The following is a 12,769-nucleotide window of genomic DNA, read 5'->3' on the forward strand; positions in this document are numbered from 1 at the left end:
CGATCGATCAGGCGTGGCCGGAACCGCAGCCGACGCCGGGCAGACATCCGGTACCGCCGGGCACGCCGCCCGGACCCGCGTTCTGCCCGCCGGAGCCGCAGCCGACGCCCGGGACGCAACCCTGACCGCCCGGACCGCCGCCCGGACCGTTGAACTGGCCGCCCGAGCCGCAGTTTCCGTTGGCGTCGCAGCCGCCGCCGCCCGGGTCATCCTTGAAGATGACGTGGGTCGGGGCGGCGGAGTTGGCAGCTGGTCCCGCGACGTACACGTCAGCAGCGGCCGTCGGCGCTGCGGCGATGGCCGCAGCGACAGCCCCGGCGACAACCAGCGGTTTCATCAGTGTCAATTTCGATAACATGCGCCTGGCATACCACCTCAACACGGGTCCAAAACATCGCGAATAAAATTCGACGCCAAACGAAGTTCCGCTGCCGCACGGCGGCTCTCACCGCGACGGAAGGCCTGACCCTATGACCTCGCAAGATCTGACCGGCCGCACCGCGATCATCACCGGCGCGTCGCGCGGAATCGGGCTCTCGATCGCCCAGCAGCTGGCGGCGGCGGGGGCCAACGTGGTCCTCACCGCGCGCAAGCAGGAGGCCGCCGACGAGGCCGCCGCCCAGGTGGGGCAGCAGGCCCTGGGAGTCGGCGCGCATGCGGTCGACGAGGACGCCGCGCGGCGCTGCGTGGAGCTCACGCTGGAGCGCTTCGGCAGCGTCGACATCCTGGTCAACAACGCCGGAACCAACCCGGCCTACGGTCCGCTGATCGACCAGGATCACGCCCGTTTCACCAAGATCTTCGACGTCAACCTGTGGGCCCCGCTGTTGTGGACCTCGCTCGTGGTCAAGTCGTGGATGGGCGAGCACGGCGGGGCGATCGTCAACACGGCCTCCATCGGCGGCCTGCATCAATCGCCGGCGATGGGCATGTACAACGCCACCAAGGCCGCGCTAATCCACGTCACCAAGCAACTGGCGCTGGAGCTTTCGCCGCGCGTGCGGGTCAACGCCATCGCGCCCGGGGTGGTGCGCACCAAGCTCGCCGAGGCGTTGTGGAAGGACCACGAGGACCCGCTGGCCTCGTCGATCGCGCTCGGGCGCATCGGCGAGCCCGTCGACGTGGCCGCGGCGGTCGCCTTCCTGGTGTCCGACGCGGCGAGCTGGATCACCGGCGAGACCATGGTGATCGACGGCGGCCTGCTGCTCGGCGCCGCGCAGGGCTTCCAGTCCGCGCCGGGCGGCGGTCGATGACCGCCGTCGATACGGCCGACCTGGACGCGCGGGTTCAGGCCCTGCTCGACGAACACGATCCGACGGCCAGCGACCCGCGGGATTTCCTTGGCGCGCAATACGATGCGGGTCTGGCCTGGGTCCACCTGCCGCGCGGCTTCGGCGGGCTGGACCTGCCGCGCACCGCCCAGGAACGCGTTGATGCCCGGTTGGCCGCCGCCGGTGCGCCGGTGGGCGGCACGCCCAAGAACTACATCGGGATGGGCATGGCCGCGCCGACCATCGCCGCGTTCGGCACCGACGAACAGAAACGAAAGTTCTTGCGCCCGTTGTTCACCGGTGAGCAGATCTACTGCCAACTGTTCAGCGAGCCGGGCGCGGGATCGGACCTGGCCGGGGTGTCGACCCGCGCGGTGCGCGACGGCGACGACTGGATTGTCAACGGGCAGAAGGTGTGGACCTCGCAAGCGCAGCACGCGCAGATGGCCATCCTGGTGGCCCGCACCGATCCGGCCGTGCCCAAACACGCCGGCCTGACCTACTTTCTGTGCGACATGACGCAGCCCGGCGTCGAGATCCGGCCGCTGCGCCAGATCACCGGCGAGGCGGAATTCAACGAGGTGTTCCTCACCGACGTCCGGGTGCCCGACGCCAATCGGCTGGGCCCGGAGGGCGGCGGCTGGCGGGTCGCGACCACCACGCTCAACAACGAACGGGTGGCGATCGGATCCCGCGCCGGGGCGCCGCGGGAAGGCGGTCATATCGGCAAGGTCACCGCCGCCTGGCGCGACGAGCCGGCGCTGCGCAACCTCGCCATGCACGATCAGCTGATGCGGCTGTGGGTGGAGGCCGAGGTCCTCCGGCTCGCCGGCGAACGCCTGCGGCAACAGGCCGCCACCGGTCAGCCGGGCCCGGAGGGTGCCGGCATGAAGGTGGCATTCGCCAAACTGGCGCAAGCGATTTCGGGCTTCGAGATCGAACTGCACGGCGAATCGGGCCTCTGCTACGACGACTGGACCATGCGCAGGCCCGAGACGGTCGACCTGACCGGCCGCGGGCCCGGATACCGCTACCTGCGGGCGCGCGGCAACTCGATCGAGGGCGGCACCTCGGAAATCCTGCGCAACACCATTTCCGAGCGCATCCTGGGCCTGCCGGGTGAGCATCGTGTCGACAAGGACGTCGCCTGGAAGGATCTGCCTCGATGAGCGCGCACACCGCCGACCTGCTGTACTCCGACACCGAGGAGGCGTTACGGGCCGGCGTGCGCCAGCTGTTCGCCGAGCGGTGCCCGCCCGAACGAGTGGCGCTGGCGTATAACGCAGAGCCACAAGACTTTTCGGATGTGTGGCGCACGCTGGCCACCGAACTGGGCGTGGCCGGCCTGCTGGTGCCGGAGTCGCTGGGCGGCGCCGGTGCGACCGCCCGCGAGGCCGCCGTGGTCATGGAGGAGATCGGCCGGGCCGTCGCTCCGGTGCCGTTTGTGTCCAGCGCGGTCCTGGCCACCCTCGCGCTGCTGCGGGCCGGTGACACCGAGACGGTGTCGGCGCTGGCCCAGGGCGAGCTGACGGCGGCGCTGGTGGTGCCGTTGTCGAGCGCGCCGGGCGATCCGGTCCCGCTGGTCAGTGGCGACTCCGACGGGCTGAGCGGATCGGTCACCAGTGTCGCCGGCGCCGACGCCGCCGACGTGCTGGTGGTTCCGGTCGCCGCGCCCGGCGGGCTCGAGCTGCACACCGTCGCCCGCGCCGCGGCGGGCGTGCAGGTTTCCCCGCTGCTCGCGCTCGACATGACCAGACCCCTTGCCACCGTGTCGTTTTCGGGGACGCCGTCGTCGCGCGCAGGGGTGGGCGACGGGCCCGTCACCGACGCCATCCGGACCGGGGCGGCGCTGCTGGCGTCCGAGCAACTCGGGGTCGCCCAGTGGTGCTTCGAGACCACGCTGGAATACGTCCGGCAACGCCGGCAGTTCGGCCGCACGATCGGCTCCTACCAGGCGATCAAGCACCGGTTGGCGGACCTGTGGTTCGAGATCGGCGCGGCGACCGCCGCGGCCCGCTACGCCGCCGACACCTGCGCCCGCGACGGCGCGGACGCGGACGCCGCGGCGGCCATCGCCCAGGCCTACTGCAGCGACATCGCCGTGCATGCCGCCGAGGAATGCATCCAATTACACGGCGGCATCGGCATGACCTGGGAATATCCGGCACACCTCTACCTCAAGCGAGCCAAGAGCGACCAGTTGGCATTCGGCACCGCCTACCGTCACCGCGCCCGCCTGGCCGAATTGGTGGACCTGCCCGCGTTCTGACGGTCAGCCGGCCACGCGGCGCGCACGCTCGCGCCATGCCTGGGCTCGCGGTGATTTTTACGCGCGGGCCGGCAAATGCCGGCGCAGCCAGGCCATTCCGCGGCGGCATCCCCGATGGCCGGCCCGCGGTTCCCGGCCGGGCCGGTGGGCGACGATAAAGTTCTGCGACCACGCGGGTGGAAGTGGGAGCGGTGCGATGCGAGTGTTGCTGACGGCGTACGACTCGCGCGGAGGGGTCGAGCCGCTTGCCGCGCTCGCGGTCCAATTGCGGGCGCTCGGCGTCGACGCGCGGGTCAGCGCGCCGCCGGACACGGAATTCGTCGAGCTGCTGGCCCGTGCCGGCGTGCCGCTGGCGCCCTTCGGCGCATCACTGCGGGCGATGAAGACCGGGCCGCTGCCGTCGGAGGCGGAGCTGCGCGGGCAACTGGACGCGTTGATCGCCGCGCAATTCGACGCCGTGGCCGCCGCGGCCCAAGGCTGCGACGCGCTGGTGGTGGCCGGGTTCCCGCCGGCGGCGGCCGCCGCCCGATCGGTGGCCGACAGGCTGGGGATCCACTACGTCTACGCCAGCTACCAGCCCACCATCCTGCCGTCGCCGCACCACCCCCCGCCCGCCTACGCGCACGGTCCCTTCCCGCCGGGCGTGGTCGACAACCGGGTGCTGTGGCAACTCGATGGCCGGCACCTGCAGGAGCTGTTCGGCGCGACGCTCAACGCTCACCGGGCGTCGATCGGGCTGGCGCCGCTGGACGACCTGCGCGACTACGCGCTCACCGAGTCCCCGTGGCTGGCGACCGATCCGGTCCTCGACCCCTGGCGTCAGCCCAGCGACCTCGAGGTGGTTCGAACCGGCGCGTGGCTGCTGCCCGACGAGCGGCCGTTGCCGGGCGAGCTGCTGGCGTTCCTGGACGCGGGCGCACCGCCGGTCTATGTGGGCTTCGGCAGCATGCCCATGCGCGCCTCCGACGACGTCGCCCGGGTCGCCATCGAGGCGGTCCGCGCCCAGGGCCTCCGCGTGGTGCTGTCCCGCGGCTGGGCGCAGCTGGGCCCGATCGACGACGGCGACGATTGCCTCGCCATCGGCGAGGTCAACCACCAGGCGCTGTTCGCGCGGGTGGCCGCCGTCGTGCACCACGGCGGGGCGGGAACCACCGCGACGGCCGCGCGGGCGGGCGCGCCGCAGGTGGTGGTGCCCCAGGGGGCCGATCAGCCCTATTGGGCGGCCCGGGTGCGCGATCTGGCCATCGGCGCCGCCCATGACGGTCCGGTTCCGACCACCGAGTCTCTGTCGGCCGCGCTCGAGGCGGTGCTGACCGAACGGACCCGGGCGCGGGCGCGCTCGGTGGCGGCGACGATCCGCACGGACGGGGCGGCCGTGGCCGCGACGGTGCTGCGGGCGGCGCTACCGCGGTAGCGCCGAGGCGAACACCTCCGTCATCGCCTCCCAATGCCGCTCGGCCGCCGCGGGGTCATAGGGCGCGTTGTCCGGGACCGCGAATCCGTGCCCGGCCGAATACCACTCGATGGTGTGCTCGACGCCGGCCGCCGTCAGCGCCTTGTCGAGCTGCTCGGCGTGATCGGCGGTGAACGACGCGTCGTTGCGGGCGCCGCCCACGTACACCGTGGCGCTCATCCGGTCGGCGAGCAGGTGCGGGCTGTCCTCGGTGTCGGTCACCAAGCCGCCGCCGTGGAACGACGCCGCCGCGGCCACCCGGTCGGGCACCCGGCCGGCCACCATGAGCGACGTGCGGCCGCCCATGCAGTACCCGCACACCCCGAACCGCTCGCCGGCCACCTCGGGGCGGGCGGCCAGATAGTCGAAGAACGCGCTCGCGTCCGCGGCCATCCGGTCCGGGGTGACGCTGCCGATCATCGAGAACAGGCGCCCGCGTTCCTTCTTGTCGCTGAAGGCCGTCGCCATGTCGAACGGCGCCCAGTCCGCGGTGCGGTAGTAGACATCCGGCAGCAGCACCGCGTAACCGAACTCGGCCAGCTTGGCGGCCATCTGTTCGAAGGTGTCGCGCACGCCGCCGGCGTCGGGATACATGACCACCCCGGGCCAGGGGACTTGCGATTCGGGGCCGTCGGGGGTGAACAGGTGCACCGTGCAGGTGCCATCGGGTGTGGTGACGACGTCGATGATGTTCGGCATGGCACCCGTTCTACTCCGCGCGCGTAGACGTATTCTTGCGGCGTGCCGATCCCGACCCCCTACGAGGACTTGCTTCGCCTGGTGCTCGAGCAGGGAACGGCCAAATCCGACCGCACCGGCACCGGGACCCGCAGCCTGTTCGGTCAGCAGCTGCGCTATGACCTGTCGGCCGGTTTCCCGCTGCTCACCACCAAAAAGGTGCACCTGAAATCGGTGATCTACGAACTGCTGTGGTTCCTGCGCGGCGATTCCAACGTCGGCTGGCTGCACGAGCACGGGGTCACCATCTGGGACGAATGGGCAAGCGACACAGGCGAGCTCGGGCCGATCTACGGTGTGCAGTGGAGATCGTGGCCGACGCCCTCGGGTGAGCACATCGACCAGATCAGCGCCGCCCTGGAACTGCTGCGCACCGACCCCGACTCGCGGCGCATCATCGTGTCGGCGTGGAACGTCGGCGAAATCCCGCAGATGGCGCTGCCGCCGTGCCACGCGTTCTTCCAGTTCTACGTGGCCGACGGGAGGCTGAGCTGCCAGCTCTACCAGCGCAGCGCCGACCTGTTTTTGGGCGTGCCGTTCAACATCGCCAGCTACGCGCTGCTGACGCACATGATGGCCGCGCAGGCCGGCCTGGCGGTCGGCGAGTTCGTGTGGACGGGCGGGGACTGCCACATCTACGACAACCACGTCGAACAGGTGCGCCTGCAGCTGAGCCGCGATGCCCGACCATACCCAGAACTCGTTCTGGCGCAACGAGATTCGATCTTCGACTACGTCTACGAGGATGTCGTCGTCAAGAATTACGATCCGCACCCGGCGATCAAAGCCCCCGTCGCCGTATGACCGAGGTGGGCCTGGTGTGGGCTCAGTCGACCTCCGGCGTCATCGGGCGCGGTGGGGACATCCCCTGGAACGTGCCCGAAGACCTCTCCCGGTTCAAAGAGGTGACCATGGGCCGCCCGGTGGTCATGGGCCGGCGGACGTGGGAGTCGTTACCGGCGAAGGTGCGCCCCCTGCCCGGGCGCCGCAACGTCGTCCTGTCCCGCGACACCGGCTTCGTCGCCGACGGGGCGCGGGTGGTCGGATCCCTGGAGGCGGCGCTGGCCGAGGGCGAGGGCGAACCGCAGACGTGGGTGATCGGCGGCGAGCAGATCTATCTGCTGGCGCTGCCGCACGCCACCCGCTGCGAGGTCACCGAGATCGAAATCGATTTGCGCCGCGATGACGACGACGCCCTGGCGCCGACGCTGGACGACACCTGGGTCGGTGAGACGGGGGAGTGGCTGGCCAGCCGCTCGGGGCTGCGGTATCGCTTCCACAGCTATCTGCGGCCCGCTGCGCACCCGTTCGCGCCCGCGGGCTGACCTGACATACTCGGACGCGGGGGTCGGTCGCACAGGGTCAACCAGGCGTTCGAAGAGAGAAGGGGGAATTTGGCAGTGATAACCGAACCCGTGAAGACGTTCTCTCGAAAATTCATGGGCTACGACGCGGCCGCGGTTGATGCCCACATCGAGATGCTGACCACCAAGCAGCAGCTGCTGCTTGACGACGTCGAGAGCCTACGGGCCCGGTTGCAGGAATCCGCCGATCAAACGGCCGCGCTGCGCAAGGAGGTGGCCGTGCTCACGGACACCTCGCCCGCGCCGCAGGCGGTGCAGCAGCGGATGGCGAAGATGCTCAGCCGCGCGGTCGACGAGGTGGCCGAGATGCAGGCCGAGGCGCGGGCCGAAGCGGATGCGCTGATCGCGGCGGCCGAGGCCGAGGCCGAAGCCGCGGAACGCAAGCGCGACGAGGTGCTCGCCGACATGGCCGCGCAGCAAAAAGCCCTGGAAGCCGAATACGCGGAGACCAAGCAGAAGCTCGACGCCGAGCTGGCCGGCATGCGCGCGGAGACCGAATCGGCGATCCAGAAGGCGCGCCAGGAGGCCGAACGCGAGTGCGAGCAACTCCTGGGCGACGCCAAGAAGGGCGCCGACCACTACCGGGAGAAGGCGCAGCGCGCGGTGGACGAGGCGACGGCGCGGCGCATCAAGATCCTCGAGCAGCTGATGGGCGTGTACCACGACCTCGACGAGGTGCCCAAGGCCCTCGAGGCGGCCTACGCCGAACAAGACGGTTCGAGCGAGGAAGCCGTCCTGAAACCGCTGGACCGCAAGGTCCGCGCGGGCTGAGTTTCCGCTGGCGCCGCCGCCAGGGGTTGTCGCACCCAAGAGGTATTCTCGGCGCCGTGTCGACCCCCAGGCTATCGGCCGCCCAAGCCCGCCGGATAGCCGTTGCGGCCCAAGGTTTTACCGAGCCCCGGCCCGCCGGGGGAATCACCCGTGCGCACCTGAAGCGGCTGATCTCCAGAATTCAAGTGCTGCAACTGGATTCGGTCTCGGTGGCGGTGCGGGCGCATTACGCGCCGGTGTTCAGCCGGCTCGGCCCCTACGACCGTGACGTGCTCGACCGCGCCGCCTGGGGCCCGCGTTCGTCGCGGTTGCTGGCCGAATACTGGGCCCACGAGGCGGCGCTGATGGCGGTCGAGGACTGGCCGCTGTTGCGCTGGCGGATGCGCCAGTACCGGCACGGGCGGTGGGGCACCCACATCGTGAAGGCCAACCCGCGGCTGGCCGACGAGATCGTGGCCGCCATCGCCGAGCTCGGGCCCAGCACGGCGGGCCAGATCGAGGCGCACCTGGACGCCGAGCCGCGCCGTAAAAAGGGCACCTGGTGGACGCGCAGCGACACCAAATGGGTGGCCGAGGCGCTGTTCTCCGCCGGGGTGCTGACCACCGCCACCCGGGTGGGCTTCGCACGCCACTACGACCTGGTGGAACGGGTGCTGCCGGCCCGCGTGCTGGCCCGCGAGGTCGACGACGACGAGGCGATCCGCGAGCTCACGCTGCGGGCGGCCACCGCGCTCGGTGTCGGCACCGAGGCCGACCTCCGCGACTACTTTCGGCTGTCGGCCGCCCAGGTCAAGCCGGCGATCGCCGCGCTGGTCAGCGCCGGTGACCTCGAACGCGTCGACGTCGACGGCTGGTCGGCGCCGGCCTACCTGCGGGCGGGCCGCGCGGTGCCCCGCGCCGACCGCGGCACCGCGCTGTTGTGCCCGTTCGATCCGCTGATCTTCTTCCGCCCGCGCGTCGAGCGGTTGTTCGAATTCCATTACCGCATCGAGATTTACACGCCGGCCGCCAAGCGCCAATACGGTTATTACGTGTGGCCGCTGCTCATGGACGGGCGCCTGGTGGCGCGGGTCGACCTCAAGGCCGACCGCGCCGCCAACACGCTGCGGGTCCTCGGCGCGTTCGGCGAACCGGATGCGCCCAGGAACCGCGTCGCCGCGGCGCTGGCCGGTGAGCTTGGGTCCATGGCGGCGTGGCTGGGCCTGGGCGGATTCAGCGTCGCCGGCCGCGGTGACCTGTCCGGCGAGCTGCGCACGGCGGCCAAGCGGGTCAGCTGATGGCGGACGCGCATCGTCGCGGGGCTAAGGCGGATTGCCCCGCTTCTCCTCGCGCCACTCCGTGGCGCGCATCGTCGCCGGGCTAAGGCGGATTGCCCCGCTTCTCCTCGCGCCACTCCGTGGCGCGCATCGTCGCCGGGCTAAGGTGAGCGCCGTGGCCGAGATCGCGCCGCTGCGCGTGCAACTGATCGCCAAGACCGACTTCTTGGCGCCCCCGGACGTGCCGTGGGACACCGACGCCGACGGCGGCCCCGCGCTGGTCGAGTTCGCCGGCCGGGCCTGCTACCAGAGCTGGTCGAAACCCAACCCCAAGACCGCGACGAACGCCGGCTACATCAAGCACATCATCGACGTCGGGCATTTTTCGGTGCTCGAACACGCGAGCGTGTCCTTCTACGTCACGGGGATCTCGCGATCGTGCACCCACGAGCTGATCCGGCATCGCCACTTCTCGTATTCGCAGCTGTCGCAGCGCTACGTCCCGGAGAAGGACTCGCACGTCGTCGTGCCGCCGGGCCTGGACGACGATCCGGAACTGCAGCGCATCCTGGCCGCGGCCGCCGACGCCAGCCGTGCCACCTACACCGAGCTGCTGACCAAGCTGGAAGCCAAGTTCGCCGATCAGCCCAGCGCCGTCTTGCGGCGCAAGCAGGCCCGCCAGGCCGCCCGCGCCGTGCTGCCCAACGCGACCGAAACCCGCATCGTCGTGACCGGCAACTACCGGGCGTGGCGCCACTTCATCGCGATGCGCGCCAGCGAGCACGCCGACGTGGAAATCCGTCGGCTGGCCATCGAATGCCTGCGTCAGCTGTCGGGGGTGGCGCCCGCCGTGTTCGCCGACTTCGAGATCTCCACCCTGGCGGACGGCACGCAGGTCGCGACCAGCCCGCTCGCGACCGAAGCCTGACGCCAAGCCGCGCCACGGCGCGGCCACGTGGGTGCTAAATACCTTGCCGGGGCCAGGTAACCTGAACACCGTGAGCACGGCCGGATTCGACGCCCCAGCCCGGTTGGGAACCGTGCTGACCGCGATGGTCACACCGTTTCGACCCGACGGCTCCGTCGACACCGCCGCGGCCGCCCAGCTGGCCACCCACCTGATCGACGCGGGCTGTGACGGCCTGGTGATCTCCGGCACCACCGGCGAGTCCCCGACCACCACCGACGACGAGAAGCGAGAGCTGCTGCGCGCCGTGCTGGAGGCCGTCGGCGACCGCGCGCGCGTCATCGCCGGTGCGGGCACCTATGACACCGCGCACAGCGTCGGGCTGGCCAAGGCGTGCGCGGCCGAGGGTGCCCACGGGCTGCTGGTGGTCACGCCGTACTACTCCAAGCCGCCCCAGAGCGGGCTCATCGCCCACTTCACCGCCGTCGCCGACGCGACCGAGCTGCCGGTCCTGCTGTACGACATTCCGCCGCGTTCGGTGATCCCGATCCAGCCCGACACCATCCGCGCGCTGGCCGCCCACCCGAACATCGTCGGAATCAAGGACGCGAAGGCCGACCTGCACAGCGGGGGCCAGATCATCGCCGAGACGGGCCTGGCCTACTACTCGGGCGACGACGCGCTGAACCTGCCGTGGCTGGCCATGGGCGCCACCGGTTTCATCAGCGTGATTTCTCACGTGGCGGCGGGACAGCTTCGGGAGATGTTGTCCGCCTTCAGCTCCGGGGACATCGGCACCGCCCGCAAGATCAACGCCACCGTCGCCCCGCTGTGCGACGCGATGGCCCGCCTGGGCGGGGTGACCATGTCCAAGGCCGGCCTGCGCCTGCAGGGCATCGACGTGGGCGATCCGCGGTTGCCCCAAATGCCCGCGACGCCAGAACAACTCGACGCGTTGGCCGCCGATATGCGCGCGGCGTCGGTGCTGCGCTGACCCGAGGAGTTTCCGAGAAGTGGATGTAGACCTCGCCCCGCCCGGCCCTTTGGCCACGGGAGGGTTGCGGGTCACCGCTCTTGGCGGCATCAGCGAAATCGGTCGCAACATGACCGTTTTCGAGCACTTGGGCCGGTTGTTGATCATCGACTGCGGGGTGATGTTCCCCACCCACGACGAGCCCGGTGTCGACCTGATCCTGCCGGACCTGCGCCACATCGAAGACCGGCTCGACGACATCGAGGCGTTGGTGCTGACCCACGCCCACGAGGACCACATCGGCGGCATTCCCTTCCTGCTCAAGTTGCGCCCCGACATTCCGGTCGTCGGGTCGAAGTTCACGCTGGCGCTGGTCGCCGCGAAGTGCCGCGAGCATCGCCTCAAGCCGGTGTTCGTCGAGGTGGCCGAGGGCCAGAAGAGCAGTCACGGCGTCTTCGAATGCCAATACTTCGCCGTCAACCACTCCATCCCCGACGCGCTGGCGATCGCCGTACACACCGGTGCCGGAACGGTTCTGCACACCGGCGACATCAAGCTCGACCAGCTTCCCCTGGACGGCCGGCCGACCGACCTGCCCGGCATGTCCCGCCTCGGTGACGCCGGGGTGGACCTGTTCCTGTGCGACTCGACCAACGCCGAGCACCCCGGCGTCGGGCCGTCGGAAAGCGAAGTGGGCCCGACGTTGCACAGGCTGATCCGCGGCGCCGAAGGCCGCGTCATCGTGGCGTGCTTCGCCTCCAACGTCGACCGTGTGCAGCAAATCATCGACGCCGCAGTCGCTTTGGGCCGGCGGGTGTCGTTCGTCGGTCGATCCATGGTGCGCAACATGGGCATCGCCCGGGAACTGGGATTCTTGCGGGTGGCCGATTCGGACGTGATCGACATCGGCGCCGCCGAGATGATGCCGCCCGAGAAGGTGGTGCTGATCACCACCGGCACCCAGGGTGAACCGATGTCGGCGTTGTCGCGCATGTCGCGCGGCGAGCACCGCAGCATCACCCTGACCGCCGGGGATTTGGTGGTGCTGGCGTCGTCGCTGATCCCGGGCAACGAGGAAGCGGTCTACGGTGTCATCGACGAGCTGGCCAAGATCGGGGCCCGCGTCGTCACCAACGCCCAAGCGCGCGTCCATGTTTCGGGACACGCCTACGCCGGGGAATTGTTGTTCCTGTACAACGGGATTCGGCCGCGCCACGTCATGCCCGTGCACGGGACGTGGCGCATGCTGCGCGCGAACTCCAAACTCGCGGCCCGCACCGGCGTGCCGGAGGAGTCGATCCTGCTGGCCGAGAACGGTGTGAGCGTCGACCTGGTCGCGGGCAAGGCCTCCATCGCCGGGGCGGTGCCGGTGGGCAAGATGTTCGTCGACGGCCTGATCAACGGCGACGTCGGCGACATCACCCTGGGCGAGCGGCTCATTTTGTCGTCGGGCTTCGTGGCGGTGACCGTGGTGGTCGCCCGCGGCACCGGGCGTCCCGTCGTGCCGCCACACCTGCATTCGCGCGGGTTCTCCGAGGATCCCAAGGCGCTCGAGCCCGCCGTGCGCAGGGTCGAGGCCGAACTGGAAGCGCTGGCGGCCGAGAACATCACCGATCCGGGCCGCATCGCCCAGGGCGTGCGGCGCACCGTCGGCAAGTGGGTGGGCGAAACCTACCGCCGGCAACCGATGATCGTGCCGACGGTCATCGAGGTCTAGATCTTCTCGGTCCCTGGGCCGCGAAACTTAAACCATTGCGGCGATGACCG

The 12,769-nt window shown here is 70.3% G+C and carries 13 protein-coding genes; 11 read left to right on the forward strand and 2 right to left on the reverse strand.

Going from position 1 to position 12,769, the window contains the following annotated elements:
• Nucleotides 1–7 precede the first annotated feature (7 nt).
• A complete protein-coding gene (locus tag AC5Y5B_RS24960) occupies nucleotides 8–337 on the reverse strand; it encodes a PE-PGRS family protein (RefSeq protein ID WP_500007308.1) in 330 nt (109 codons plus the stop codon).
• A gap of 133 nt (nucleotides 338–470) precedes the next feature.
• Here AC5Y5B_RS24960 and AC5Y5B_RS24965 point away from each other — a divergent pair, with 133 nt between their 5' ends.
• The 4 genes from AC5Y5B_RS24965 (at nucleotide 471) to AC5Y5B_RS24980 (ending at nucleotide 4,954) form a co-directional block, all read left to right on the forward strand.
• The gene (locus AC5Y5B_RS24965; RefSeq protein ID WP_500007311.1) at nucleotides 471–1,253 is read left to right on the forward strand and encodes an SDR family oxidoreductase; all 783 of its coding nucleotides are present in this window, start codon (nucleotides 471–473) and stop codon (nucleotides 1,251–1,253) included.
• Nucleotides 1,250–2,440: an acyl-CoA dehydrogenase family protein gene (locus tag AC5Y5B_RS24970; protein ID WP_500007314.1), complete on the forward strand. Its 1,191-nt coding sequence runs from the start codon at nucleotides 1,250–1,252 to the stop codon at nucleotides 2,438–2,440. The genes AC5Y5B_RS24965 and AC5Y5B_RS24970 overlap by 4 nt, the downstream gene beginning before the upstream one ends.
• Entirely contained in the window at nucleotides 2,437–3,540 is a 1,104-nt protein-coding gene (locus AC5Y5B_RS24975; protein ID WP_112633770.1) for an acyl-CoA dehydrogenase family protein, read from the forward strand. Before AC5Y5B_RS24970 ends, AC5Y5B_RS24975 begins: the two co-directional genes overlap by 4 nt.
• 196 nt (nucleotides 3,541–3,736) lie before the next feature.
• Nucleotides 3,737–4,954, forward strand: a complete 1,218-nt coding sequence (locus AC5Y5B_RS24980) for a glycosyltransferase (protein ID WP_112633771.1) — start codon at nucleotides 3,737–3,739, stop codon at nucleotides 4,952–4,954.
• Here the strand turns inward: AC5Y5B_RS24980 and AC5Y5B_RS24985 are convergent.
• Nucleotides 4,943–5,692 (reverse strand): dienelactone hydrolase family protein, encoded by a 750-nt coding sequence (locus AC5Y5B_RS24985; protein ID WP_112633772.1) that lies wholly within the window; start codon nucleotides 5,690–5,692, stop codon nucleotides 4,943–4,945. The genes AC5Y5B_RS24980 and AC5Y5B_RS24985 overlap by 12 nt on opposite strands.
• A gap of 42 nt (nucleotides 5,693–5,734) precedes the next feature.
• Between AC5Y5B_RS24985 and AC5Y5B_RS24990 the strand changes: the two genes are divergently transcribed.
• The 7 genes from AC5Y5B_RS24990 (at nucleotide 5,735) to AC5Y5B_RS25020 (ending at nucleotide 12,719) form a co-directional block, all read left to right on the forward strand.
• Nucleotides 5,735–6,535, forward strand: coding sequence for a thymidylate synthase (locus AC5Y5B_RS24990; RefSeq protein ID WP_112633773.1), 801 nt, complete (start codon nucleotides 5,735–5,737; stop codon nucleotides 6,533–6,535).
• Nucleotides 6,532–7,056 (forward strand): dihydrofolate reductase, encoded by a 525-nt coding sequence (locus tag AC5Y5B_RS24995; RefSeq protein WP_112633774.1) that lies wholly within the window; start codon nucleotides 6,532–6,534, stop codon nucleotides 7,054–7,056. Before AC5Y5B_RS24990 ends, AC5Y5B_RS24995 begins: the two co-directional genes overlap by 4 nt.
• 75 nt (nucleotides 7,057–7,131) lie before the next feature.
• Nucleotides 7,132–7,866 (forward strand): cell division protein DivIVA, encoded by a 735-nt coding sequence (locus AC5Y5B_RS25000; RefSeq protein WP_500007318.1) that lies wholly within the window; start codon nucleotides 7,132–7,134, stop codon nucleotides 7,864–7,866.
• A gap of 26 nt (nucleotides 7,867–7,892) precedes the next feature.
• The gene (locus tag AC5Y5B_RS25005; RefSeq protein ID WP_500007320.1) at nucleotides 7,893–9,143 is read left to right on the forward strand and encodes a winged helix-turn-helix domain-containing protein; all 1,251 of its coding nucleotides are present in this window, start codon (nucleotides 7,893–7,895) and stop codon (nucleotides 9,141–9,143) included.
• A 154-nt stretch (nucleotides 9,144–9,297) separates the two neighbouring features.
• Entirely contained in the window at nucleotides 9,298–10,050 is a 753-nt protein-coding gene (gene thyX, locus AC5Y5B_RS25010) for an FAD-dependent thymidylate synthase (protein ID WP_112633789.1), read from the forward strand.
• A 70-nt stretch (nucleotides 10,051–10,120) separates the two neighbouring features.
• Nucleotides 10,121–11,023, forward strand: a complete 903-nt coding sequence (dapA, locus tag AC5Y5B_RS25015; protein ID WP_112633777.1) for a 4-hydroxy-tetrahydrodipicolinate synthase — start codon at nucleotides 10,121–10,123, stop codon at nucleotides 11,021–11,023.
• Between the two features lie 19 nt (nucleotides 11,024–11,042).
• Nucleotides 11,043–12,719, forward strand: coding sequence for a ribonuclease J (locus AC5Y5B_RS25020; protein WP_500007325.1), 1,677 nt, complete (start codon nucleotides 11,043–11,045; stop codon nucleotides 12,717–12,719).
• The last annotated feature ends 50 nt before the right edge of the window (nucleotides 12,720–12,769 follow it).

The sequence above is a fragment of the Mycobacterium sp. NGS33 genome (assembly GCF_059812885.1).